This window comes from Streptomyces sp. T028 (genome assembly GCF_048159505.1).
In the GTDB taxonomy this organism is placed as follows: domain Bacteria; phylum Actinomycetota; class Actinomycetes; order Streptomycetales; family Streptomycetaceae; genus Streptomyces.
In genome coordinates this window covers 112222-136601 of sequence record NZ_JBLRVZ010000014.1, presented here as the reverse complement: position 1 = coordinate 136601, position 24380 = coordinate 112222, and the positions used below count along the sequence as shown (strand labels likewise).

Below are 24380 nucleotides of genomic sequence, written 5' to 3'. Positions count from 1 at the left end.
ACCACCGGTCATCAGCACAGGGCTACGGTGAGTAGGTGACCGGAAATTTCCGCCTCAAGATCGCCATGGCCGAACGGGGCTTTCAGCAAGCCGAGTTAGCCGAGACCGTCAATGCTGAGCTACTGGCCGCAGGCGAGCGGGACAGCGTAGGGGACCGCACCGTACGGACGTGGCTGACCGGAAAATCCACCTGGCCTCACCGTGCCAAGCGCAACGCCCTGGAGGCAGTATTTCGGTGCACCATCGAGGCCCTCGGGTTCTACCCGCCAGGGTCGCCCGCACCGCCGCAGGAGGACCCCGACGTGATCCGCCGCCGCTTCCTTACCGGCGCCGGAGGTACCGCCGCCGCCGTCGCCATACCCCATGTCTCCTCTCGACCATCCAGCGTCGGTACGTCGGACGTGATCCGGCTCCGCAAGGGCATGGACGGCCTAACCGCCCTCGACCAGAAACGGGGCGGCCACGCCGGTCTCGAACGTGACGCTCTCGCCGGCGCGGCTGAAGCCGTCACGCTTCAGGGAAAGGCCGCAACACAGCGCATCAGACAGCGCCTGTTCAGCGTCGCCGCCGACTACACCGCCATGGCCGCCTGGTCCTGCATCGACGCCCGCCAGCTCGACCGCGCACAGACCCACCTCAACGAAGCGCTCAGATTCGCCGGGATGGCGCAGGATCCCGTGGCCCAGATGCGGGTGTGGAACTCCACCGCCATCCTCGCCCACCAGCGCGGCGACATCGGCGAGGGCATCGCCGCCGCTCAGGCCGCACAGTCCACCGCGATCACCCGCCATGATCCGCTGTTCGGCTCCCTCTCTCACGCCCGAGCCGCCGTTGGTCACGCCGAACGCGGGGACAGGCAAGCGGCCATCCGCTCTCTTGGATACGCCGAGGAGGCCCTGGGCAAGGCGAATCAGCAGCCACGGCCGGGCTGGGTGGCGTTCTACGGGCCCGCAGAGCTCCACGCCCTGGCCGCGATCGTCCGCGAGTACCTCGGACAACCGGCCGATGCTGAGGCCGCTTCGTACCGGGCTCTTGCCGCCCTTCCCGAGGAGTACCGGCGCAACCGGGCGATGGCCACGGTCCACCTCGCCGTCGCCCAGCTCCACCAGGGCGACGCCGAGCAGGCCTGCGCGTCCACCGAAGGCGTCTTCAACCTGATGTCCGGCAGCCCACTACCCGGCCGTCTCCGGATCCTGCTCGGCGATTTCTACCGTGACCTTCTCACCCATGCGCCGTCTGCCCAGGTGGCGCGGGAGTGGGCCGACCGCTACCGATCCGAATGGAGCGCCCGTTGAGCACGGCAGTTCAGCTACGCCACTACGGCCATGCCGACCTTCCCGACGTCCGGCAAACCCTGCTCGAAGTTCACGCCGACGCCTACGCCGACAGGCGCCATGAGGAGTTCGTGCAGCGGTTCCCGTGGTTCGTGGACCACTGGGGCGGCCGGGAAGGGTGGGCGTGCGTCGTCGCCTACGAGGCCGGCGAACCCGTCGGGTTCACCTACGGCGCGCCGGCCGAGCCCGGTCGCGAGTGGTGGCGTGAGTACCTGGACGAGGAGCCGGCCGATACGTCCACGTTCTCCGTCTCGGAACTCATGCTCAGGCCGAAGTGGCGCAAGCAGGGGCTCGGGGAGCAGCTGCATGCCGCGCTGCTCGCCGACCGGCCAGAGGCTCTTGCCGTGCTCACCGTCGACACCAAACGACCACGCCTGCAGGCACTGTACGAGAGCTGGGGGTACCGGAAGGTTGGTGAGCGGCAGCCGTTCCCTGACTCTCCGCTGTACGCCGTGATGCTCAACGAACTCAAGCCCGCAGCCTGACCCCACATCACTGCGGCCGCCCTCTTCTCTCTCCCCCCGGGGCGGGCCGTCGGCGTACGAGTCGACGTCGACCGAGCCGCGTAACAGAAGCCGCCCCCGCTCGGACCGTCGAGCGGGGGCGACAAGGTCCAGCCGAAAAGCGCAGCCGGCAGCCAATACGGATAAGGACTGGGACCAACATGGCGCCGGGCACTGACATTTAGCCTTGGGGCAGTTTCCGCTGTCGAGGAGCGCCTCGGCAAAATGGTCCGTGATGGCCCTCTCGACACGCGCCCGGAACGTCTCGGCGCGTGCGTTCGCCTGCATGGTGATCGCTTCACTCAGCCGGTTCGGGTCAAGCGGCACGACAAACCGCTCCGTGGCCCCCGTCGCGTCCGGGCTTCTCGTCGTGGTACCACTCACAGCCGAGCGGGCAGGCGAAGCGGACCGTGCCGCCGAGCGGGTGCCGCTGCCCGTACGGGAACTCGGCCACGGGGATGAGCTCGGATCGGCCCAGGCGGCGCCCGGGCAGGAGTGGCCGTGGGGTTCCATGCCGCCCCGCACCTCAGCCCTTCGGCACGATCTGCACATCCAGCTCGACCCGGATACTCGGCCCGACCACCGCGATCCCCCGCGCCAGCATCGACTGCCAGCTCACGGTGAAGTCGTCCCGGTGCAGTTCGGTCCGCGCCCGGCAGGCCGCCCGCACCTCGCCGCCCATGCCGTGGCCGAGCCCGAGGTACTCCGTGTCGAGGGTCACCGTCCGCGTCACCCCGTGCAGCGACAACGCCCCCGTCACGGCCCACCGGCTCCCGCCCTTGTGCAGGAAACGGTCGCTGTAGAACTCCAGCGTCGGGAACCGCTCGACGTCCAGGAAGTCCGCCGACCGCAGGTGCTCGTCGCGCATCCGGACGTTGGTGTCGATCGAGCCCGCGTCGATGACGACGTGCATCGCCGACTGCTCCATCCGCTCCGCGATCCGCACCACCCCCGCGAAGGAGTTGAACCGCCCGTGGATCCGCGCGAGCCCGATGTGCCGCGCGGTGAACCCGATCGAGGAATGCGTCGGCTCGATCTCCCAGTCCCCCGGCGCCGGCAGCTCCGGCGGCCGCGCCAACTGGAGGGTCACGTCGCCGAGTGAGGCCAGCGCGTTCTCCCCGACCGTCGCGTTCGCCCGGAACGGGGTGAACCCCTCCGCGGACACCGCCAGCCGGTACTCACCGGCCGGCACCGTGGTCACGAACGCCCCGAACGGATCCGTCTCACCACTGACGACCTTGCGCCCCATCGCGTCGGTCACCGCGAACTCGGCATGCCGCACCGGCTCGTTGACCGGATCCAGCACCCGGCAGCTCAATACCCCGGCGTTCTCCGGGGTCTGGACCGCCGCGAGGGGACTCGTCCGTTGCACCCGGTTCGTACGGTTTCCCAGCCAGCGGCCGAACATCCACGCCACCCCTGCGCGAGTTGACTCCACCTGTTGCCGAAGACGCATTCGATCACCGATGCGGCTTTCGAGGCAAGACGATCCAATTACTCCGCTGGTCCGCGCCCGATCACCCCAGCCGGTCCGCTCCTGCCGCCCTCACCTCCGGCACCTGCTCCAGCTCGATCCCGAACCGCTCCCGGTACACCCCGAGCACCTCCTCGTCCGTCACCAACTCCCGTTCCATGTCGCCTCCTTCAGGGGTCGTCTCCTTCAACCGCCGCCCGCTGAGCGTGATCCTCCCGCCGTCCTCCGTCACCCGCGAGCACACCAGCGAGCGAGTGAAGTGCGACTCCGGTGAGGTGCTGTGCCACCAGGCCCCGGTCACGAAGTCCCCGAGCGCCCTCGGCCTGACCTCCAGCCGGTACTCCGGCGAGCCGTTCTTGACGACGTCCAGATCGCCCGCGTCCACGTCGGCGGCCTCGACGATCCGGAACATCCCACCGGGGTCCTTCTGCTCACCCCGGTCCTCCCAGCGGAGCGGATGGTGGCTGTGTGCTCCGAAGCCGACGTCGGCCAGCCATGTCCTGCCGTCCGCCGTCCCCACCTTCAGCGCCATGTGGTCGTACGGGATCCCCAGCCGCCCCTCCGCCCCGAACACCCGCGCCGCCAGGAACGTCACCTCGAACCCGAGCGCCGCCAGCAGCGTCCCGAACGCTCCGTTCAGCTCGTAACAGAACCCTCCTCTCCGCTTCTCGACGACCTTCTCGACCAGCCGCCTCTCCTCCAGCACGATCCGCTCACCGAGCTGGACCGACAGGTTCTCGAAGGGCACGGTCAGCAGCTGCCTCAGGTGGAGTTCGCTCAGCGCGGCCGCCGTGGGGCGGGGTGGGCGACCGGTCCCGAGGCGGCGCAGATAGCCGTCGACCAGACGGGCGCCCAGGTGCGCGGAGTCTTCGGAGCGGTGGGAATCCATGCCCTCAGTCTCGCGCGACCCGCAACGCCCCGCCCGTACCGGCGACCGCCAGCGCCCCGTCCCGGTCCGTCCGCAGCACCACCGCGCCACCCGCCCTCAGTGCCGCGACCGTACTGGGGGCAGGGTGCCCGTACGGGTTCTCCGCCCCCGCGGAGATCAACGCCAGCCGGGGCGCCACCGCGCGTATCAGGTCCGGATCCTGGTACGCCGAGCCGTGATGGGCCACCTTGAGCACATCCACCCGGCGCACCGCTCCGGCCGCCGGTGACCGCAACAGCGCCCGCTGGGCCGGGGGCTCGAGATCCCCGAGCAGCAGCATCCGCAGCCCGCCCGACCGTACGAGCAGGGTCACGCTCGCGTCGTTCGGGCCGTCCGGCCGCGGCGCCGGATCCGGGGTCGGCCACAGCACCTCCCAGTCGAGCGCCCCGAGCCGACGCCGCTCCCCCGCCGCGGCCCGCAGCACCGGCACCTGCCGTGCCCGCGCCTGATTCCGTACGAACTCCACCTGGTCCGGGGGCTCCTGGAACCCCGTCGTCTCGATCGCGCCCACCTCCCGGCCCCGCAGCACGCCCGGCAGTCCGGCCACGTGATCGGCGTGGAAGTGGGTGAGCACCACGAGCGGCACCCGTGTGACGCCGAGCGTGCGCAGACACCGGTCGACCGGCTCCGGGTCCGGCCCGGCGTCCACCACCACTCCCGTGTCCTCGCCTGCCGCGAGGACCGTCGCGTCGCCCTGGCCCACGTCGCACATCGCCAGCCGCCAGCCCGGCGGCGGCCAGCCCGTGAGCACCCGGGTGAGCGGCGGCGGCCGCACCACCGCCAGCAGGAACACCACCCCGCAGAGCACGCACAGCCACGGCCGGCTCAGCAGCCGTCGTCCGAGCAGCACCACCGCCGCCGTGACGAGGGCGAGCAGCAGCGCCCCGGCCCAACTGCCGGGCCAGTCCACACCTCCGCCGGGCAGCGCCGCCCCGGTCCGTGCGATCCGCGCGATCCAGCCGGTCGGCCAACTCGCGCACCAGGCCAGCGCCTTGGCCACCGGCATCGCCACGGGTGCCGTCGCCAGAGCGGCGAAGCCCAGGACGGTCGCGGGTGCCACCGCGAACTCCACGAGGAGGTTGCACGGCACCGCCACCAGGCTCACCCGCGCCGACAGCACCGCCACGACCGGCGCGCACACGGCCTGCGCCGCCCCCGCGGCCGCCAGCGCCTCCGCCAACCTCGGCGGCACCCCGCGCCCGCGCAACGCGGTACTCCAGCGCGGCGCCAGCGTCAGCAGGGCGCCCGTGGCGAGCACCGACAGCAGGAACCCGTAACTCCGGGCCAGCCACGGGTCGTACAGCACCAGCAGCAGCACCGCCGTCGCCAGCGCCGGGACGAGGGATCTGCGGCGGCCGGTCGCGAGGGCGAGCAGCACCACGGCCCCGCAGGCCGCGGCCCGCAGCACACTCGGGTCGGGCCGGCACACCACGACGAAGACGAGGGTGAGCGCTCCGCCGAGCAGCGCGGTCGCCCGCAGGGGGAGGCCGAGGCGGGGCGCCAGGCCCCGGCGTTCCACGTGCTGGGCCAGTCCGGGCGGTCCGAGGAGCAGGGCGAGGACGATCGTGAGGTTGCTGCCGGAGACGGCGAGCGTGTGGGCGAGGTCGGTCTCCTTGAAGGCCTCGTCCAGTTCGGGTGTGATCCGCGCGGTATCGCCGACGACCAGCCCCGGCAGCAGCGCCCGGGCGTCCGCCGACAGCCCGTCGGTGGCCTCCCGCAGTCCCGCCCGGAGCCGGCCGGCCGTCCGCTGGACCGCCGTCGGCTCCCGCACGACCTCCGGCACGGCATGGCCGCGCACCCGCAGCACCGCCGCGAACCGGTCCCCTCCCGCGAGCGGGGGAGCCAGCCGTCCGGTCACCCGCACCCGCGTGGACGGCAGCAGCCCCAGCCACGGTGACGCCCCGGCCTGCACGCGCCTGTCCGCCCGGGCATCCACGAGCATCAGCACCGGCGCCCGTGTCGCGACCACGTCCCCTTCCGGACCCTCGACCCTGCGCACCTCCGCGTCGATCAGAACGGAATCCGGGATCACATGGTCCCCGCTGACCCGGGGCCGGGTGAGCCGTGGATCGGAGGTCAGCTCGACCTCCGCGGTCACCGTCGTGTACGTCCCCGCCAGCTCCGGCACCGGCCCCCGGCGTAGATCGGCCCCGTGCAGCCCGGCCGAGGCCGCCGCCGCGGCGACGCAGAGCAGCGAGGCCGCGACGGTGACCCGCGTCCAGCCGCCCGGGCCCCGCACCGGCCGCCCGCGCCGCAGCACCAGCAGCGCGACCGCCGCGACGAGACAGCCCAGCGTCAGCCCCAGCACGACCCCCGGCGCGGCGTCCAGTGCGAGGGCCGCCGTGGCCCAGGCACCGAGCGCGGGCGGCACCAGCCGCAGATCCAACGGCCCTTCCTGCCGCGGATGCGCGTCCCCCAGCCGCTTGCCGGAGGCCGCGTGCACGGGGCGGCGGGGGCGTGCGGCGAGGTCGGCACCGGTGCGCTCGTCCTGGGAGCGAGAAGAGGCCTGTGTCTCCTCCCCGGCCGCCCTCATGGCCGTACGAGGTTCCGCAGGTCGGCGTAGCGGCGCTCGCCGATGCCGTTGACCTCGCGCAGTTCGTTCACCGAGCGGAAGCCGCCGTGCCGGGTGCGGTAGTCCACGATGTGCTGCGCGAGCACGGGGCCGACGCCCGGGAGGGTGTCGAGTTGATCGACGGTGGCCGTGTTGAGGGAGACAGGAGCCGAAGGCCCTGCCGCCGCTCCGGGTCCGGCCGGTCCGGCCGGGCCCCCCGCTCCCGTGCCCGTCGGGGATGCGGGGCCGCCTACGACGACCTGTTCGCCGTCCACCAGGAACCGTGCGCGGTTGAGACCGTCGGTGTTCGTCCCCGGCCGTACCCCGCCGGCCGCGCTCAGCGCGTCGACGACGCGTGAACCGGGCGGAAGACGGTGGATACCCGGCTTGCGGACCTTGCCGCTGACGTCCACCACGATCTCGGCGCCGCGCGTACTCGCCGACGCCGAGGGTTCGGCCGCCGCTCCCGCCTTCTCGAAAGGAGCCGCCGCCCGCACCACCTCCGGGGGCCGTACGGGCTCGGCCCGGCCGGTCCAGAAGTGCTGGACGGCGAAGCCGACGGCGATGACCAGCACCACCGTCAGCGCGAGCACGCTCCCGCGTTCCATCCCGCAGCGCGTCTGCACCCACACCGGCATCCGCTCCCACAGAGCCGGCCCGAACCGCTCCCGCCGGCCGGCCGCACGGACCGCGTCGAGCACCGACGGCTCCGGCTCGTCGGGCGGCCCCTCCCGGGCCTCACCGACACCGCCGTCCTCGCTCCGCGCCCCGTGCCCGGCCCGCGTCGGGAACAACACCTCCGTCCGTCGGCGCAGTTCCTCCGCCGGGGCATGCCGCGTACGGCCGTCCGAGCCAGGGGCCCGCCCGGGGCCGCTGGTCGCGTGCTGGGTACGTGAACGTGAGCGTGATCGAAGTGCCATGCCCCGAGGATCGGACACTTCGCCAGATCGCGATGATCTTGCTCAATTTCCGGGGATTACCCCACAGTTGTGGATAACTCCACCACTCGCACGAGTGAGAACCGACAGAGACAGACCGACGGAGACAGACCGACGGAGACAGACCGACTGAGGCAGCCCCCTCACCGGGCCCCGCCCCTCACCGAGGCGAAACCACAACCCCCAGCAACCCTGGCCCCGTATGCGCCCCGATCACCGCGCCGACCTCGCTCACATGAAGGTCAGCCAGCCCGGGAACCCGCCCGCGCAGCCGGTCCGCGAGCGCGGACGCCCGTTCAGGGGCGGCGAGATGGTGTACGGCGATGTCGACCGGCGCGCTGCCGGCACGGTCGGCCACCAGCTCCTCCAGGCGGGCGATGGCCTTGGACGCCGTACGCACCTTCTCCAGAAGGTCGATGCGGCCCGCGTCCAGCTTGAGCAGCGGCTTCACCGCGAGCGCGGAGCCCAACAGGGCTTGGGCGGCGCCGATCCGGCCGCCGCGGCGCAGATAGTCGAGGGTGTCGACGTAGAAGTAGGCGGAAGTGCCGTCGGCTCGTTTCTCCGCGGCGGCGACCGCCTCGTCCACCGTGCCGCCCGACCCGGCGGCCTCGGCCGCGGCGAGCGCGCAGAAGCCGAGCGCCATCGCCACCATGCCGGTGTCCACCACGCGCACCGGCACGGGTGCCTCCCGCGCCGCGACGACCGCCGCGTCGTAGGTGCCGGACAGCTCGGCGGACAGGTGCAGGGAGACGATTCCGGTGGCGCCGGCCTCGGCGGCCCTGCGGTAGGTCTCGGCGAAGAGTTGGGGGCTGGGGCGCGAGGTGGTGACGGGGCGTCGCTTCTGCAGCGCCTGGGCCAGGGAGCGGGTCGAGATCTCGGTGCCCTCTTCCAGGGCCTCGTCGCCGAGGACGACGGTCAGGGGCACCGCGGTGATGCCGTGGCGCTCCATCGTCCCCTGCGGCAGGTAGGCCGTTGAATCCGTGACGATCGCGACATGGCGGGACATGAGCTGGAGGTTACCTGGCGTAGCGCGCGGACGGCAGCCCGGCCCCTCTCGCCTGGACAGGCCTTGACCGAATCCGGTACGGATCACATACCGGTCACATGCCGGACGCTTCGGGGCGAGGCCTCTTCTGCCAGGGGTAGGTGGGGCGCGGTCCGGTCGGGTCGATCGCGGGGCGGGTCTGCTCCTGCGCGGGGCCCTGCCCGGCGGTCTTCGGGTCCTGTGCCTCGCGGGGCGCGGTCGTCCTCGGCCTCGGCTCCTGTTCGGAGTCCGAGGTCGTCCAGTGGCGCAGGGCGCCGGTCTCGACGTCGATCTGGGCGCTGAGGTTGTCCAGGTCGTCCTCGGCGAAGCGGCGGGCGCGGTCCCGGGCCGCCCAGCGCAGGGAGTCCGCCGAGCCCGTGATGCGCTCGGTGCGCTCGCGCAGCGACGGCAGCCGCTCGACGAGCTTCGCCCGGTCCGGCTCGGACTCCAGACGCTTGAGCTCGCCGTCCAGTTCACGGCCGTGTGCGCTGAGGCGCTGGAACAGGCCGAGGGACTCTCTGAGCGACTCGTCCTCCGTCACGCCCGCCTGCAGCGCGTCCTGCGTGGCCCGCATCGAGGTGCGCAGCTTGAGCCGGAGCTGGGCGATCTCGCCGGCCGGTCCGGGCTGGGCGAAGGACTTGGCCCGCAGGGTGTGGTCCTCGACCGTGCGGCGGGCCTGGTCGATGGTCCGGTCCACTCCGCGCTTGGCGGCGCCGACCGCCTTCACCGTCGCGTAGACGCCGAGCACCGTGAGCAGCACGAAGAGCAGGGCGATGACTGCGATCACTGCTTCCACGAGCTCCTCCTACGGCGGTCCGGATCGCTCATCGATCCGCTTCCCCCATCAAACGGTAAACGAGACGGGCAGGCCCGGAGTTCCAGAAGAACCCCGAACCTGCCCGCACCCGACCCCTAGGGGACGGCGATCACCCAGCAGTCAACCGGCGATCACGCCGTACTCCGCGACTCACGCCGGAACGATGTTCACCAGCTTCGGCGCCCGCACGATCACCTTGCGGATCCCCGCCCCGTCCAGCGCCTTGACGACGTTCTCGTCGGCCAGGGCCACCTTCTCCAGCTCTTCGTCGGAGATGGCCGGGGACACCTCCAGGCGCGCCTTGACCTTGCCCTTGATCTGGACGACGCAGGTGACGCTCTCGTCCACGACGTACGCCGGGTCGGCGACCGGCAGGTCCTGGTGGACGACGGAGTCGGTGTGGCCCAGCTTGCGCCACAGCTCCTCGGCGATGTGCGGGGCCAGCGGGGCGACCAGCAGCACCAGGCCCTCGGCGACCGTGCGCGGCAGCGCCCCTCCCGCCTTGGTCAGGTGGTTGTTCAGCTCGGTGATCTTGGCGATGGCGGTGTTGAAGCGCAGGCCCTCCAGGTCCTGGCGCACCCCGTCGATCGCCTTGTGCAGCGCGCGCAGGGTGGGCTCGTCGGCCTCGGTGTCGACGACGGTGACCTCGCCGGTGGCCTCGTCGACGATGTTGCGCCACAGGCGCTGCAGCAGCCGGTACTGGCCGACGACCGCGCGGGTGTCCCACGGGCGGGAGACGTCCAGCGGGCCCATCGCCATCTCGTACAGCCGCAGGGTGTCGGCGCCGTACTCGGCGCAGATCGCCTCCGGGGTGACCGAGTTCTTCAGGGACTTGCCCATCTTGCCCAGCTCGCGCTTGACGGGCTCGCCCTCGAAGTAGAAGCCGCCGTCGCGCTCCTCGATCTCGGCGGCCGGCACCGGGAAGCCCCGGCTGTCGCGGTAGACATAGGCCTGGATCATGCCCTGGTTGAACAGCTTGTGGAACGGCTCGGCGGACGAGACGTGCCCCAGGTCGTACAGGACCTTGGACCAGAAGCGGGCGTACAGCAGGTGCAGCACGGCGTGCTCGGCGCCGCCGACGTACAGGTCGACGCCGCCGTGCGGGCGGCCCTCGCGCGGGCCCATCCAGTAGCGCTCGATCTCGGGGTCGACCAGTTGCTCGCTGTTGTGCGGGTCCAGGTAGCGCAGTTCGTACCAGCAGGAACCGGCCCAGTTGGGCATGGTGTTGGTCTCGCGGCGGTACGCGCGCGGTCCACGGCCGTCGCCCAGGTCCAGGGTGACGTTGACCCAGTCCTCGTTGCGGGACAGCGGGGTCTCCGGGGAGGTGTCCGCGTCGTCGGGGGCGAAGGTGCGCGGCGAGTAGTCCTCGACCTCCGGCAGCTCCAGCGGCAGCATCGACTCGGGCAGGGAGTGGGCGACGCCGTCCTCGTCGTAGACGATCGGGAAGGGCTCGCCCCAGTAGCGCTGGCGGCTGAACAGCCAGTCGCGCAGGCGGAAGTTGACGGTGCCCTCGCCGATGCCCTTGCGGGCCAGCCACTCGGTGATGCGGGCCTTGGCCTCGGCGACGGGCAGACCGTCCAGGGAGATGTCGTCGTTCGACGAGTTGATGATCTTCGCGTCGTACGACCCGAAGGCACTCTCCCAGGTGGCGGTGTCGGTGCCGCGGCCGTCGGTCGGCTCGACGATGCAGACGATCGGCAGCTCGAAGGCGCGCGCGAACTCGAAGTCGCGCTGGTCGCCGGCCGGGACGGCCATGATCGCGCCGGTGCCGTAGCCCATCAGGACGTAGTCGGCGATGAAGACGGGGACCTGCTCGCCGTTGACCGGGTTGGTGGCGTACGCGCCGATGAAGACGCCGGTCTTGTCCTTGGCCTCGGCCTGCCGCTCGACGTCGGACTTGGAGGCGGCCTGCGCGCGGTAGGCGGCGACCGCCTCGCCCGGGGTCGCGTACCCGCCGGTCCACACGTCGTGGGTGCCCTCGGGCCAGGCGGCCGGTACGAACTTGTCGACCAGCGGGTGTTCGGGCGCCAGGACCATGTAGCTCGCGCCGAACAGGGTGTCGGGGCGGGTGGTGAAGACCGTGATGTGCTCGCCGTCGATGGGGAAGTCGACGCGGGCGCCCTCGGAGCGGCCGATCCAGTTGCGCTGCTGCAGCTTGATGGCCTCGGGCCAGTCCAGCGCGTCCAGGTCGTCCAGCAGCCGGTCGGCGTAGGCGGTGATGCGCATGTTCCACTGGCGCAGCTTGGCCTTGAAGACGGGGAAGTTGCCGCGCTCGGAGCGGCCGTCGGCGGTGACCTCCTCGTTGGCCAGGACGGTGCCCAGGCCGGGGCACCAGTTGACCGGCGAGTCGGAGGCGTAGGCCAGCCGGAAGCCGCTCAGGACGTCGGCGCGCTCGGTGGCGCTCAGGACGTCCCAGGAGCCCCCGCCGGGCACCGCGCGCTCACCGGACTCGAACTGGGCGACCAGCTCGGCGATCGGGCGGGCCTTGGCGGCCTCGTCGTCGTACCAGGAGTTGAAGATCTGCAGGAAGATCCACTGGGTCCACTTGTAGTAGTCCGGGTCGATCGTGGCGAACGACCGGCGCTTGTCGTGGCCCAGGCCCAGCCGGCGCAGCTGGGACTTCATGTTGTTGATGGCGGCTTCGGTGGTGACCCGGGGGTGCTCGCCGGTCTGTACGGCGTGCTGCTCGGCGGGCAGGCCGAAGGCGTCGAAGCCCAGGGTGTGCAGGACGTTGTGGCCGGTCATGCGCTGGAAGCGCGCGAAGACGTCGGTCGCGATGTAGCCCAGGGGGTGGCCGACGTGCAGGCCCGCACCGGAGGGGTACGGGAACATGTCCATGATGAACTTCTTGGGACGGGCGACGACTGCGGGGTCGCCCGCCAGGTCGCCCTCGGGGTTGGGAGCGGCGTAGGTGCCGTCGGCGTCCCAGAAGTCCTGCCAGCGTGCCTCGATCTCGGCGGCCATGGCCGCCGTGTAGCGGTGTGGCGCGGCATCCGCCGACATGCCAGTGGCGGCAGCGGGGTTCGTCTCGCTCATGATCCTCAATGCTCCATCGATCGTCTCTGCCGACTGCTGCGACTTCCCGGGCCTCCCGGGAATCCCGGGCTTCCCGGAAACGAAAAATCCCCTCGCACAGGAGGGGACGCCGCGCCGATGCCGAACCGTCCGGTCCACCGGCGTTCGGGACTGATCAGCGCGGCTCGCTAAGCAGAAGGCGTACGGCACGCATGGCGCTAGGGTACCGCAGGGGTTGAGCAAGCTGCGACGGACTTACGTATGACCTACGGACACCGGGCACACCCGGCCGAAGTTGAACAAAGGTCAAGGATTACTTCGCGTAACAGCCACTAAAGGGACATCGCCCCGCCCAGACGATCACTTGATAACAACGCAATAACTCAAACCGCGTACCCATCGGTATGGAGCCGCTTAGAGTTCGGCAGCGGGACCGCTTTCCCGAAACTGCTCGGAGTTGCCCCCATGAACCCTCTTCTCAACAACAGCTCGCTCCCCAAACCCGGCCGGTCGGCCTACGGGGTGGCCTCGGCTGTCGTCCTGGTCCTCATACCCATAGTCGTGCTCGCCGGCGGGGACCAGGTCCAGGCCTTCCTCAACTTCGGCGCGGGTGTGCTGTCGCTCGTGTGCCTCACCTGCTCGGTCATCTGGGGCCTGGTCGCCCAGGACCGGCTGCTCCTCAACACCCGCCAGCGCATCATCGCGCAGGGCGTCCACCGGGTGACCGCCGTCGCGTCGATCGCGTTCCTCTTCGTGCACATCACCGTCAAGATCGCGCTCGAGCACACCGTCCTGATCGCCGCGATCATCCCGTTCTCGCTCGGCGTCACCGGCATCGGCGGTCTGATCGGCCTCGGCTCCGCGGCCGGGCTGCTCATGATCTTCGTGGGCATCACCGGCGCGCTGCGCAACCAGTTCGCCGCACCGGCCGAGGTCGCCGCCCGCTGGCGCGCGATGCACATGCTGGCCTACCCGGCGCTGTGCTTCGCCCTGATCCACGGCCTCTACGCGGGACGCCTGGCCAAGCCGTTCTTCTTCTACGCGTACGAACTGTGCCTGCTCGGCGTCATGGCCGCCCTCGTGCTGCGGGCCGCCCCGCGCCAGTTCAAGCGCAAGGTCGCCGACAGGATCACCTCGATGCTGGGCACCCAGGAGCGCTACGCCATGGAAGGCCTGGAGGCCTCCCGCGCGCGGATGGCCGAGGGCGACTACGAGCGCCCCGCCCGTTCCTCCCGGCCGTCCCGGGATGAGGGCAGGGACGCCGCCCGGGGGAACCCGCAGACCTCGTCCCTGTTCGGCATGCCGGCCGGCGCCGACACCGGGAGCGGCTACGCCGCCGCCTACCGTGCCGCCAACACGCCCGGCGGGCAGCAGCCGTACGCGGGCGCCGCCGACCAGACCGCGCGCATGAACATGTCCGACATGCAGGCCACCGCGGCGATGCCGCGCACGGACACCGGCGGCAGCACCTCCGGCAGCTGGCCGATCCCGTCCCCGCCGCCGGTGGGCGAGGCGCCCCCGTCGGCGTACGACCCGATGCAGGACACCGGCTTCAACATCCCGGTCTACGGCAACGCGGGCACCGCGGGGTACGGCGGACGTGATGTGTACGACACCGGTGAGACGAACGCCCAGTTCGGCACGTACAACTCGAACGACACGTACAACAGCGGTCCCGCCAGTGCACCATCGCCCGGAGCGTCCTCGGACAATCCGGGTTCGGGCGAACCTTGGAACACGCCTTCCGGAGGCTATAGGTGAACGAGGCCCTGCCCGACGTCCCAGAAGTCCGCGTGGTCGGCCTTCCGCAGCTCACGTCGGGCTTCGACCTTGTCGAGAGACTTGACCTGCCCATGCACCTCAAGGTGCACGGGCCGCTCGAACCGATGGGCGGGGAGAAGCTGGCGCAGCTCTCCGAGCGCATCAACCTCAAGGGACGCGGTGGCGCGGGCTTCCCGTTCCACAAGAAGCTGCGCTCGGTCGCGGACTCGGCGATCAAGCGCGGTGTCCGGCCGGTCGTCGTCGTCAACGGCAGTGAGGACGAACCGGCCTGCCGCAAGGACACGGTGCTGATCAACCGTGCCCCGCATCTCATCCTGGACGGCGCGCTGCTGGTCGCGGAGGCGCTGGGTGCCCGCACGCTCGTGGTGGGGGTCACCCGGGAGTCGACCGAGCGCTCCATGGAGGCCGCCCTCGCCGAGCGGGGCCTGGGCACCGGCCGGCGCTCGGCGCTGAAGGCGTTCGTCCAGCGCAACCCGATCCGTATGGTCACCGGCGCCGCCGCGTCGCTGATCCGCTCCATCGACGGCGGCCCGGCGATCCCGCCCGGCCGCAAGACCAGTGCCTCCCAGAGCGGCGTCGGCGGCGCGCCGACCCTGCTGTCCAACGCCGAGACGTTCGCCCAGCTCGCCATCGCCGCCCGCATCGGCCCCGAGCGCTACGGCAACACCGGCCTCTACGACGAGCCGGGCACCGTCATGCTGACGGTCTCCGGCGCGGTCGCCCGCCCCATGGTGATCGAGGTCCCCACGGGTGTCCCGCTGCGGTACGTCCTCCAGCTGGCCGGCGCCCCGCCGGTGCCGCAGGGTGTGCTGACCGGCGGCTACCACGGCAAGTGGATCGACGCGGCGACGGTCAACGAGGCGGTCGTCTCCCGCAACTCCCTGGACGCGGTGGGCGGTGCCCTGGGCGCCGGCGCGATCCTGCCGATCAGCCAGGAGACCTGCCCGCTGGGCGAGTCGCTGCGCGTGGCGCAGTGGCTGGCGGACGAGAGCGCGGGCCAGTGCGGTCCCTGCTACCTCGGTCTGCCGGCCGCCGCACGCGGCATGGAGGACATCATCAACGGCGGCGGCCCGGCCGCGCTGGAGGCCCTCAAGCAGGTCGCCAAGAACGTCAAGCGGCGCGGTGCGTGCTCGCACCCCGACGGCTCCGCGATGTTCCTCGAGTCGACCATCAAGGCGTTCACCGACGACCTCGCGGCCCATGTGCTCGGCAACGGCTGCGGACGGCCGGTGGAGGGCGTTCTCCCGCTCTTCGAGGAGGGCATGGCCCCGGCGGCCATCACGAGCGGCGGAGCGTCCCAGGACACCGGCGACAGCCGCCAGAAGATCTTCGTCGACTGGACCCTGTGCCGGGGCCACGGCCTGTGCGCGGACATCCTTCCGGAGGTCTTCCAGCTGGGCGCCGACGGCTTCCCGACCGTGGCCCAGGCGAAGGTGCCGCGCTACGCGGAGGCGAAGGCGCTGCGCGCGGTACGCCGCTGCCCGGCCCTCGCCCTGCGCCTGGAGGAGGACACCCGCGGCTCCGCGCCCTCCAAGAACCTTCCGGTGCTCTCCCAGGGCCGCGGCAGGCGCGCGCTCGGCCGCTGAGCCCACGCAGACGGAAGGGGCCGCCCGATTCTTCGGGCGGCCCCTTCGGCCGTCATGCGCCGGAATGTAAAAGAAGATCCCGCCGGATCGGATTCGATCGGGCGGGATCTTCTGCTGTGGAGCTAAGGAGAATTGAACTCCTGACCTCCTGCATGCCATGCAGGCGCTCTACCAACTGAGCTATAGCCCCTTGCGGCCACGCGGCGGAGCCGCACTTTGACCTCGCCGTCCGGTTTCCCTGGCGGCGACGCCAACATTACACGGTCCGGGGGGCGGACCACCAAATCGTTTCCGTTCTGTCCATTTTGACTGGAATGTCAAGCAGTCACGAACGAATAGAACCGCTTGAGCGTGCAGTGTTCCTCCAGGAGCCGGCCGTAGATCGGCTCGCCCTCCAGCTCGCGGTACGTCTCGATGGGGTCGCCTTTTATGATCAGCGCCCGTGCGCATTCCTCGCACCAGTACTGGTAGTCGGGGTTGACCGGCTCCATGTCACGGACGATCGGGGTGCCGCTGCCGCACCAGTCGCACTTCCGCCTGTGTGCACCCATGAATCAGCTCCAGCTGTGGCCGCAGGCCGTGCACACGTAGGAGATCCCGCCGTTGTCGCCGAGGACTTGGGCCACGAACGCGGAACCGCAGGAAGGGCAGCTGAGCCGGGTGGCCCTCTTTCGTTTCAACGCCGCTTCGGAGAGGTGGCCGACCTCTCCGAGGATGCTCGCAGGCATCGCTACTCCCTCCCGTCGGGCCGCGCCCCCTTCCGGCCGTTTGATTCTGCCACGGCCGGGCCAATACGGTCAGCGACGCCTCAGTACCAGTCCGGACACGGCAGCGCCTCCGCAGAGGTATACGCCTGGTGAGGCCGTTCCGACTCAAGTGCGCCTGCGACCGGACGACGGGAACGAGAAGGACCCCATCCGATCGGGTCGATCGGACGGGGTCCTGTCGCTGTGGAGCTAAGGAGAATTGAACTCCTGACCTCCTGCATGCCATGCAGGCGCTCTACCAACTGAGCTATAGCCCCATCTGTTCTTCCCGCTCCCACGGGCCGAACAAGAAGAACTTTAGCCTGCGACCTGCCGGAAAGTGAAATCCGGGTCCCGGGCCCGCCGCGGCCGCTCAGTCGTCGTCGCCGAGCACCGGTTCCGGCAGTGTGCCGGCGTTGTGCTCGAGCAGGCGCCAGCCGCGGGCGCCCTCGCCGAGGACGGACCAGCAGCAGTTGGAGAGGCCGCCGAGGCTCTCCCAGTGGTGCGCCTCCAGGCCGAGGAGGCGACCGATGGTGGTGCGGATCGTGCCGCCGTGGCTGACGACGACGAGCGTGCCGTCCTCCGGGAGCTTCTCGGCGTGCCGCAGCACCACGGGCGCGGCCCGGTCGGCGACCTCGGTCTCCAGCTCGCCGCCGCCCCTGCGGACCGGCTCGCCGCGCTTCCACGCCGCGTACTCCTCGCCGTACCGGGCGACGATCTCCTCGTGCGTCAGCCCCTGCCACACGCCCGCGTACGTCTCGCGCAGGGCCTCGTCGTGGGTGACCTCCAGGCCGGTGAGCGCGGCCAGCTCGGCGGCGGTGTCCGCGGCGCGGGAGAGGTCGGAGGCGACGATGGCGTCCGGCTTGAGGGAGGCGAGGAGGCGAGCGGCGCGGCGGGCCTGGGCCACGCCGGTCCCGGTCAGCTCGACGTCCGTGGTGCCCTGGAAGCGGCGCTCCACGTTCCACGCGGTCTGGCCGTGCCGCCACAGGATGACGCGCCGGCCCCGGCCGGGGCGGCGGTCGGCGGGCTGCCCGGGGGCGCTCACCGCAGTTCCCCGAACCCGGCGGTCTCGTCCTCCTCGGCGCGCAGCTTGGCGTACTCCGCGGCCTTGCCCTTGGTGGCCTTCGCGTCCTCGGGCAGCTCCAGCTCGGGGCAGTCCTTCCACAGCCGCTCCAGGGCGTAGAAGACGCGCTCCTCGCTGTGCTGGACGTGGACGACGATGTCGACGTAGTCGAGCAGGACCCAGCGGGCCTCGCGGTCGCCCTCGCGGCGCACCGGCTTGGCGCCGAGGTCCTTCAGGAGCCGCTCCTCGATCTCGTCGACGATCGACTTGACCTGGCGGTCGTTGGGCGCGGAGGCCAGCAGGAAGGCGTCCGTGATCGACAGCACGTCGCTGACGTCGTAGGCGATGATGTCGTGCGCGAGCTTGTCGGCGGCCGCCTGGGCGGCGGTGGTGATGAGCTCGATGGAGCGGTCGGTGGCGGTCACTGCGTGGCTTTCCGTCGGCGGTCGTTTGTCCTCAAGGGTCTCACGGACCACCGACGGCACCCCACGCGATAAACCGATCGCCAGGTCGCGCGGGGTGCTGCGGCCGGCGCGGAGGGCTACGACGACGAGGGCTCGTAGTCCTGGCCGAGGACGACCGCCACGTCCGCGTTCCCGGAGACCTTGCCCTTCTTCACGCTGCTGGTGGGCAGGCCCAGGGTCTTGGCGACCTCGGTGGCGTTCTCCTTGCCCGCGGCGTCCGCGTAGAGCACCTGGGAGCCGGACCGGGCCGCCGGGGCCGTACCTCCGTCCAGGAAGGTGAAGCCGCCGTTGAGGAGCACCACGCGCGCGTCCTCGGTGTCGGACTTGGTGCCGCTGGCGTTCTGGACGGAGACGCTGACGGCGGCGTCCTTGTCGGGGCTCTTCGCGGTGCCGCCGAGGACGTCCTTGACGACGCTCGCGCTGTCCTCCGCGCTGAGCGTGCCGTCGGCCTGGACCGGCAGCAGGGCGGTCTTGTAGTCGCCGCCCTTGGCGAGGTCGGAGAGCTTGGCGAGGAAGGTGCCGAGATCCTTGTCGGTGAGGGAGGGGTCGAGGATCTGGGCGAGCGTCTGCACGGTGGTGGTCGCCGCCGTCGCGTCGGAGGAGACCTTGCGCAGCACGCCCTGCATGACCTGGCCGAACCGCTCCAGTTGGGCGTTCTGGGCCTCGCCGGAGGCACGGTAGGTGGCGTAGGCGACGGCCATCTTGCCGCTGAGGGTCTGGTCCTTGCCCTTGTTGACGAGGGGGGCCTGGCCCTTCTTCTTGGCGGCCGGGTCGGGGACGTCGGTGTCGGTGTCGACCTCGATGTTGCCGACGAGGTCGACGAGGTTCTGCAGATAGGGGGTGTCCAGGCGCCAGGTGCCCTCGATGTCGGTGCCGAGGACGGTGTCCAGGGCGTCCCTGGTGCCGTCGGAGCCGTCGTCGTCGACGGACTTGGCGAGGGTCGTGGTGGTGCCGTCCGTGTCGGTGAGGACGAGGGAGTTGGGCAGCAGGACGGCGGTGCCCCGCTCGGTGGTGGTGTTGTCGACGAGCAGTGCCGTGCTGGTGCCGCCTCCGGAGGTGTTGTGGAGGTGTACGACGATCACGTCGCGCTTCTGGGCGGCGCTCGCGGTGGTGCCGCCGGCCTTGGAGCCGGAGGACGACGACGACAGTCCGGGCAGCTTCCCGGCGTACCAGAGGTAGCCCACGCCGCCGACCGCGACGAGGGAGAGGACCACGGCGAGCGCGACGAGCCGGCCGCGGGCACGGCGCTTGGCCTCCTCGCGGCGCTCGGTGCGGTTCTCGGTGAAGTTCAGCCAGTCGATGACGTCCTCGGAGTCGCCGTCGGGCTCCTCCACGAACGCGAACTGCCCGGTGTGGTACTCCCGTCCGTCCCGCTCGGGGGCCTCGTCCCGGGCCTGCGGCTCCGTCTCGCCCGCGGCCGGACCGGCCTGCTGCGGGATGTACGCGGTCTGCTCGGTAGTACGGGGCTGCTGGGCGGTACGGGGCTGCTGGGCCCGGTGCTGCTGACCACCGGTGACGGTCTGCCCGTAGGGGTCGTACGGGGCGGTGGTCGCGGGGCCGCCCTGGACGGGGTGGCTGCCGGTGCCGTAGGGGTCGTAACCGGGGCCGGTCTGCTGGGCCCCGGTGGCGTACGGGTCGTAGGGGGGCTCCTGCCGGCCCTGGGCGTACGGGTCGTACCCGTAGCCCTGCTGGTGCTGGTGCCCCTGCCGACCCTGCTGCCCGTAGGGGTCGTAGCCCTGCTGCTGGGGCGGCTGGGTGGGCGTGACCTGCCGGTAGACCGGCTGCCCGTACTCGTCGTAGCCGACGAGCTCGTACGGGTCGGTCCCGTACCCCGCGTCGTATCGGTCGTTCACCGGTACCCCTCTCGGCTCACTCGCCGCGGTACAGCTCGCGCTTGTCGATGTAACGCACGACTCCGTCCGGCACCATGTACCAGATCGGGTCGCCCTTGGCGACTCTCGCACGGCAGTCCGTCGAGGAGATGGCCAGCGCGGGAACCTCCACGAGGGAGACGCCGCCCTCCGGGAGACCCGGGTCCGTGAGGTGGTGGCCGGGCCGGGTCACGCCGATGAAGTGCGCCAGGGAGAACAGCTCCTCGCTGTCGCGCCAGGTCAGGATCTGGCCCAGGGCGTCGGCACCGGTGATGAAGAAGAGGTCGGTGTCGGGGTTGAGGGCCCGCAGGTCGCGCAGGGTGTCCACGGTGTAGGTGGGGCCGCCGCGGTCGATGTCGATACGGCTGACCGAGAACTGCGGGTTCTCCGCGGTCGCGATGACCGTCATCAGGTAGCGGTCCTCGGCCGGGGAGACCCTGCGGTGGCTCTTCTGCCAGGGCTCACCGGTCGGGACGAACACGACCTCGTCCAGGTGGAACTGCGCGGCGACCTCGCTGGCCGCCACGAGGTGTCCGTGGTGGATCGGATCGAACGTTCCGCCCATGACGCCCAGGCGGCGCTTGCCCGGGTTCGACGGGCCGGTAGGCATGTCCTGCTCTCCCATGCGTGCAGACCCTACCGGCCCGTCCTGAGGGCACCGGCCGGCCGATGCCCGAAGTACCCCGGTATGAACACCGGTATGAAACCCGGCAGGGACACGGAGTGTCTCAGCGGTCGCGGTTGAAGCGCGTGGTGACCCAGAGCAGGAGCAGCAGGACGATGAACGCGCCACCGCCGGTGACCAGGGGGTTCAGGCTCTCGTGGTTGCCACCTTGTTCCTCGCCCTCGGCGGCGAGGGTGACCAGTTGGGCAGCGGCGCTGTGAAGGCTCATCGTCGGCAGGACCTATCCGATGGGGGTCCCCCCGCTCGAGCGAAGTCGAGAGTGGGGGAGGGCGGGATGAAGATGTCGGCCCATGGTAAGCGGGGCGCCCGGCGGCGATCACGCCGACTCCGCCATTGGGAACCTTCGCGCGGACTCAGTCGTCCTTCCGCTTGTAGCCCCGCAGTCGGTGTGGTGCCCGTCCACGGTGACTCCGCCTAGGCTGGGCTCTGCTTCGGGGGGCGCAAAGGGCCGCACAAGGGTCCGCACAGGGCGGACCGCACAACCGAGGGCCACACAGACGCACATGGGGGAGTACATGTCCGACGACGGCCGCCAGAACAACGGCTCCGAGAACGTGCCGAGCAGGCAGCGCAAGCGGTTCCCCGGGATCTCCTCGCGCGCGTACGAGCACCCGGCCGACCGCTCCGCCCTGGTGGCGCTGCGCAAGCTGAGCGGTTTCGACACGGTGTTCAAGGCGCTCAGCGGGCTGCTGCCCGAGCGGAGCCTGAGGCTGCTGTTCCTGTCCGACTCGGTGCGGGTCTCCGACCAGCAGTTCACGCACCTCAACGACATGCTGCGGGACGCCTGTTACATCCTGGACCTGGAGAAGGTCCCGCCGATGTACGTCAACCAGGACCCGCAGCCGAACGCGATGTGCATCGGTCTGGACGAGCCGATCATCGTGGTCACCACCGGTCTCGTCGAACTCCTAGACGAGGAGGAGATGCGGGCCGTCATCGGCCATGAGGTCGGCCACGCCCTGTCCGGGCACGCGCTGTACCGCACGATCCTGCTGTTCCTGACGAACCTGGCGGTCCGGGTCGCCTGGATCCCCCTGGGCAGTATCGCGATCATGGCGATCGTGACGGCGCTGCGTGAGTGGTTCCGCAAGTCGGAGCTGTCCGCCGACCGTGCCGGTCTCCTCGTCGGCCAGGACCTGAAGGCCTCGATGCGCGGCCTGATGAAACTGGCGGGCGGCAACCATCTGCACGAGATGAACGTGGACGCGTTCCTGAAGCAGGCCGAGGAGTACGAGGAGGGCGGCGACCTGCGCGACTCCGTCCTGAAGATCCTGAACGTGCTGCCCCGCACCCACCCCTTCGCCACGGTCCGCGCGGCGGAGCTGAAGAAGTGGGCAGAGTCCCGCGACCACCAGCGGATCATGGACGGCCACTACCCGCGCCGCGACGAGGACAAGGACACCTCGGTCTCCGACTCCTTCCGCGAGTCCGCCTCCCACTACGCGACCAACATCAAGACCTCCAAGGACCCGCTGATGAAGCTGGTCACCGACATCGCGGGCGGCGCGGGCGGCCTGGGCGGCCGGGTGCGACGCGGCTTCGACGGCTTCACGAGCACGCCGGAGAGGAACGAGGACGAGCCCCCGGCGGCCAGCAACTGATCGACTCCGGCCAGCGCCATCACCCTCAGGGGCGCGGGGCGGTGTCGATGTGCGGCTCCGCCGCGATGGGGGTCCCCCCGCTCGAGCGAAGCCGAGAGTGGGGGAGCGACCAGCCCCCACCGGCCGGCAGCCGAAGAACCACCCTCAGAACTTCGGCTCCGCACCTGAGGCCAGCACCCCGCACAACCCCACCGCACTCCCGCTCGCATAAGGATCGGTACCGGCCGGACCGCCCCCCTGGGGCGTCTGGCCGGCCAAAAGCGGTCGCAGCCGACTCACAGAGTCCTCCGCACAGGACAACGGCCCCGCCTCCACCACCGCCGAGACCACCTGCGTCTGCCGGGTCCGCAGATCCTCCCGGTCGAACCGGAACAGCAGCTCACGGCGGACGGTGAACAGCGACACCGCCGCCTTCGCGTCGGCCCCGGCCGCCCGCACCGCGTACACGAACGTGTGCACCGCGGTGACCTCCAGCGTCGCGGAGTCGGTCTCGGCGGCCGTCATCGTCCCCTGGACGCGGATCCTGCGGTCGGCCAGCTCGGTCCGGGCGGGGTCGAAGCGCACCAGCCAGCCGGTCGGCGCGTGCCGCCCGTCGGCCGCCGGACGGCTGAAGCTCTGGTCGAACTGGTCGAGCTGCTCGGGATCGATCAGCCCGCGCACCGGCTGCACCTCCTGCCCGGTGAGCACCTCCGGGTAGAGGGAGGACCGCACCAGGTACTCCTTGGCCGTGGTCAGGGCGGTGACGACCTGGCTGTCGGAAAAATGCCCGGTGCGCCGGGCGGCCGGCAGCGGGATCCCCTCGGCGCCGACGCGGAACTCCGCGGCGGGGCTGTGGGCGAACAGCGACGCGACATCGGCCGTACCGGGCACCGCGCCCTGCGGGGCCAGCGGGACGACGGTCATCCGCAGGGGTTCCACGGCCCGGCGCGTGGCGGAACTCTGGTACGGGTTGCGTACGCCCATGTAGATCGCGGTGCCGAAGGCGACGGCGATCAGCAGGACCAGGATCAGGGCCTGCCGGGACAGGCCCCGGTGCAGGGGCGGGCGGCGGCGTACGGCGGGCGTGTGGTCGGCCATGCGCTCCAGGGCCGAGTACTCCTGCAGCCGGGCAGCGCGGACGAACGATTCGTCGAAGACGACGGATCGGTACTCGTCCTCTCCACCTCCGGGAGCGCCCTCGGGTGTCCCCTCCGGTGGGTCGCCAGGCCCGCCCATATCTTCAGGGTAGGTCGCGCGGGGCCCGGGTAAACGCCCCGCTGTGCGACAAGTTCTGACAGGTTCTCACCAGGTTCGACGCGCCGGACGGACCCGCCTGTCAGGGGGTGCGGGGCACCGCCGAGACCGGTGGCCGGGAGTGGTCGGTGGAGGCGGAAGGCGTGGCCGCGCTGCCCTGCTCGAGCCCGGTCGAGGCGGGCGGCGGCACCTGGTCCCGGCTGCCGGCGGAGGAGCCCCGGTAGACCGCGGCGAAGGCCAGCACGACCATGCCGACGCCCATGACGACGGCGAGCACCCAGGCGACGGGGCGGTGCCAGCGGACCTGTCTGCCGTACGGCCCGAAGGGGCCGTGACGGCCGTCCGGGTCGTCGTCGTCCGGATCGTCGAAGTCGGGATCATGGCCGAAATCGCCGGGGCCGTCGGGACCGTACGCGTCGTCGTAGCGGTCGCCGCGGGCGCGGGCGCGGCGGGCCTCGGCCTCCGAGGCCTCGGCTCTCGCCTCGGCGGCGGCAAGGAGGCGCTCCACGGCGGACGGCTCGTGCACCACGGCCGCCCGTACGAAGGCCTCGTCGAAGACCACGGAGGCGAACTCTTCGTCCGACACCCCGCGGTCGTGGTCGTCGTCGGGCTCCCAGCCGTCAGGGAACGGCGTGCCCCCCACGTCCTCCGGCACGGATCCAGAGTAGACCTGGGGGTTCGTTTTGGGCAGGCGGTAGGGAAATCCGTCCGCCGGATGAGACGCCTCTCACGGCCCCCGGGAGGCGTCTGTCCCGGTCTCCCCCG

21 protein-coding genes and 2 tRNA genes are annotated in these 24380 nt (G+C 71.1%); 5 read left to right on the top strand and 18 right to left on the bottom strand.

Annotated features, from left to right (window positions below):
* Positions 1-35 precede the first annotated feature (35 nt).
* Complete coding sequence (locus ACLZN2_RS15820) at positions 36-1295, top strand: hypothetical protein (RefSeq protein ID WP_416979082.1); 1260 nt, start codon at positions 36-38, stop codon at positions 1293-1295.
* Positions 1280-1819 (top strand): GNAT family N-acetyltransferase, encoded by a 540-nt coding sequence (locus ACLZN2_RS15815; RefSeq protein ID WP_416979081.1) that lies wholly within the window; start codon positions 1280-1282, stop codon positions 1817-1819. The genes ACLZN2_RS15820 and ACLZN2_RS15815 overlap by 16 nt, the downstream gene beginning before the upstream one ends.
* Positions 1820-2363: 544 nt before the next feature.
* Here ACLZN2_RS15815 and ACLZN2_RS15810 read toward each other — a convergent pair.
* The 7 genes from ACLZN2_RS15810 to leuS form a co-directional block, all read right to left on the bottom strand.
* A complete protein-coding gene (locus ACLZN2_RS15810; RefSeq protein ID WP_416979080.1) occupies positions 2364-3245 on the bottom strand; it encodes a YceI family protein in 882 nt (293 codons plus the stop codon).
* A 109-nt stretch (positions 3246-3354) separates the two neighbouring features.
* Positions 3355-4200 carry an arylamine N-acetyltransferase family protein gene (locus tag ACLZN2_RS15805; protein ID WP_416979079.1) on the bottom strand — a complete coding sequence of 282 codons (846 nt, stop codon included), beginning with the start codon at positions 4198-4200 and terminating at the stop codon, positions 3355-3357.
* A gap of 4 nt (positions 4201-4204) precedes the next feature.
* Positions 4205-6682 carry a ComEC/Rec2 family competence protein gene (locus ACLZN2_RS15800; protein WP_416979103.1) on the bottom strand — a complete coding sequence of 826 codons (2478 nt, stop codon included), beginning with the start codon at positions 6680-6682 and terminating at the stop codon, positions 4205-4207.
* An 86-nt stretch (positions 6683-6768) separates the two neighbouring features.
* Complete coding sequence (locus tag ACLZN2_RS15795; protein WP_416979078.1) at positions 6769-7710, bottom strand: helix-hairpin-helix domain-containing protein; 942 nt, start codon at positions 7708-7710, stop codon at positions 6769-6771.
* Between the two features lie 178 nt (positions 7711-7888).
* On the bottom strand, positions 7889-8734 hold the full coding sequence (locus ACLZN2_RS15790; RefSeq protein WP_416979077.1) for a DegV family protein: 846 nt from the start codon (positions 8732-8734) through the stop codon (positions 7889-7891).
* Between the two features lie 94 nt (positions 8735-8828).
* Positions 8829-9548 carry a hypothetical protein gene (locus tag ACLZN2_RS15785; protein ID WP_416979076.1) on the bottom strand — a complete coding sequence of 240 codons (720 nt, stop codon included), beginning with the start codon at positions 9546-9548 and terminating at the stop codon, positions 8829-8831.
* 171 nt (positions 9549-9719) lie between these two features.
* Positions 9720-12605, bottom strand: a complete 2886-nt coding sequence (gene leuS / locus ACLZN2_RS15780) for a leucine--tRNA ligase (protein ID WP_416979075.1) — start codon at positions 12603-12605, stop codon at positions 9720-9722.
* Positions 12606-13049: 444 nt separating this feature from the next.
* Here leuS and ACLZN2_RS15775 point away from each other — a divergent pair, with 444 nt between their 5' ends.
* A complete protein-coding gene (locus tag ACLZN2_RS15775) occupies positions 13050-14345 on the top strand; it encodes a cytochrome b/b6 domain-containing protein (RefSeq protein ID WP_416979074.1) in 1296 nt (431 codons plus the stop codon).
* Complete coding sequence (locus ACLZN2_RS15770) at positions 14342-15952, top strand: NADH-ubiquinone oxidoreductase-F iron-sulfur binding region domain-containing protein (RefSeq protein ID WP_416979073.1); 1611 nt, start codon at positions 14342-14344, stop codon at positions 15950-15952. Before ACLZN2_RS15775 ends, ACLZN2_RS15770 begins: the two co-directional genes overlap by 4 nt.
* A gap of 117 nt (positions 15953-16069) precedes the next feature.
* Here the strand turns inward: ACLZN2_RS15770 and ACLZN2_RS15765 are convergent.
* The 9 genes from ACLZN2_RS15765 to ACLZN2_RS15725 form a co-directional block, all read right to left on the bottom strand.
* A tRNA-Ala gene (locus ACLZN2_RS15765) sits at positions 16070-16142 on the bottom strand.
* A gap of 127 nt (positions 16143-16269) precedes the next feature.
* A complete protein-coding gene (locus ACLZN2_RS15760; RefSeq protein WP_003976229.1) occupies positions 16270-16503 on the bottom strand; it encodes a hypothetical protein in 234 nt (77 codons plus the stop codon).
* A gap of 3 nt (positions 16504-16506) precedes the next feature.
* Positions 16507-16680, bottom strand: a complete 174-nt coding sequence (locus tag ACLZN2_RS15755) for a hypothetical protein (protein ID WP_416979072.1) — start codon at positions 16678-16680, stop codon at positions 16507-16509.
* A gap of 223 nt (positions 16681-16903) precedes the next feature.
* Positions 16904-16976 (bottom strand) — tRNA-Ala (locus ACLZN2_RS15750).
* A gap of 95 nt (positions 16977-17071) precedes the next feature.
* The gene (locus ACLZN2_RS15745) at positions 17072-17743 is read right to left on the bottom strand and encodes a histidine phosphatase family protein (RefSeq protein WP_416979071.1); all 672 of its coding nucleotides are present in this window, start codon (positions 17741-17743) and stop codon (positions 17072-17074) included.
* Positions 17740-18186, bottom strand: coding sequence for a ribosome silencing factor (rsfS, locus tag ACLZN2_RS15740; RefSeq protein WP_416979070.1), 447 nt, complete (start codon positions 18184-18186; stop codon positions 17740-17742). Before rsfS ends, ACLZN2_RS15745 begins: the two co-directional genes overlap by 4 nt.
* A 116-nt stretch (positions 18187-18302) precedes the next feature.
* Complete coding sequence (locus ACLZN2_RS15735) at positions 18303-20078, bottom strand: LCP family protein (RefSeq protein WP_416979069.1); 1776 nt, start codon at positions 20076-20078, stop codon at positions 18303-18305.
* 16 nt (positions 20079-20094) lie between these two features.
* Entirely contained in the window at positions 20095-20721 is a 627-nt protein-coding gene (nadD, locus tag ACLZN2_RS15730; RefSeq protein WP_403815088.1) for a nicotinate-nucleotide adenylyltransferase, read from the bottom strand.
* 103 nt (positions 20722-20824) lie between these two features.
* Positions 20825-20989, bottom strand: a complete 165-nt coding sequence (locus ACLZN2_RS15725) for a hypothetical protein (RefSeq protein ID WP_416979068.1) — start codon at positions 20987-20989, stop codon at positions 20825-20827.
* 307 nt (positions 20990-21296) lie between these two features.
* Here ACLZN2_RS15725 and ACLZN2_RS15720 point away from each other — a divergent pair, with 307 nt between their 5' ends.
* Entirely contained in the window at positions 21297-22382 is a 1086-nt protein-coding gene (locus tag ACLZN2_RS15720; RefSeq protein WP_416979102.1) for a M48 family metallopeptidase, read from the top strand.
* Positions 22383-22526: 144 nt separating this feature from the next.
* Here ACLZN2_RS15720 and ACLZN2_RS15715 read toward each other — a convergent pair whose 3' ends face one another.
* Positions 22527-23597 carry a hypothetical protein gene (locus ACLZN2_RS15715; RefSeq protein ID WP_416979067.1) on the bottom strand — a complete coding sequence of 357 codons (1071 nt, stop codon included), beginning with the start codon at positions 23595-23597 and terminating at the stop codon, positions 22527-22529.
* A 100-nt stretch (positions 23598-23697) separates the two neighbouring features.
* The gene (locus ACLZN2_RS15710) at positions 23698-24270 is read right to left on the bottom strand and encodes a hypothetical protein (RefSeq protein ID WP_416979066.1); all 573 of its coding nucleotides are present in this window, start codon (positions 24268-24270) and stop codon (positions 23698-23700) included.
* Positions 24271-24380 lie beyond the last annotated feature (110 nt).